This window comes from Mesorhizobium sp. M2A.F.Ca.ET.037.01.1.1 (assembly GCF_003998075.1).
GTDB lineage: Bacteria > Pseudomonadota > Alphaproteobacteria > Rhizobiales > Rhizobiaceae > Mesorhizobium.
Genome location: NZ_RZSA01001779.1, coordinates 1 through 485 on the forward strand (window position 1 = coordinate 1; position 485 = coordinate 485).

Here is a 485-nt window from a genome sequence, read left to right on the forward strand (position 1 = left end):
CAACTACCCAGCTTTCTATTCCATTCTTCTCAAGTGCGCGGTGGATCCAGAATCCGTCGAGGCCGGCTTCTTGGATGACGACCACGGGGTACGTTTTGCCAGTGCGCGATCGCCCCTTCTGGTGGAGTTCTGCGAGCCTATTCAGGAGATTCGCAACATCGCCTCCCAGAACTGAGTGTTTCGACATTTTCTCTCCCCCTCCCGGCGAAAGAGACGTGATCAACCACCGTGTTCTGCTTAATTCCAGCGACACGAAGATCGCGCAGAGTTCGGTGCGAATGGCGATCGAAGTTTCGAATTGACCGGTTTGCATGCCTGGCTCCCGAGTGGTGTTTGTAACAACCACACATTCGCAAGAGTGGTGGCTGCCATCCAGTCGCCCATAGGATCTTCTCCCGCACGTGCTGGATCACCTTCCATTGCCGCGGCACCACCTCCAGCGTCTCGGTGATATCCTCACCCAGCTTGCGCAGCCGATGACCGCC

At 56.7% G+C, this 485-nt stretch carries 2 pseudogenes; both read right to left on the minus strand.

Features of this window, described 5'->3' with window-relative positions:
• Nucleotides 1-313: pseudogene (locus EOA27_RS39760) on the minus strand (IS110 family transposase); the annotation flags it as partial.
• A 76-nt stretch (nt 314-389) separates the two neighbouring features.
• A pseudogene (locus EOA27_RS39765) lies at nt 390-485 on the minus strand (IS66 family transposase zinc-finger binding domain-containing protein); the annotation flags it as partial.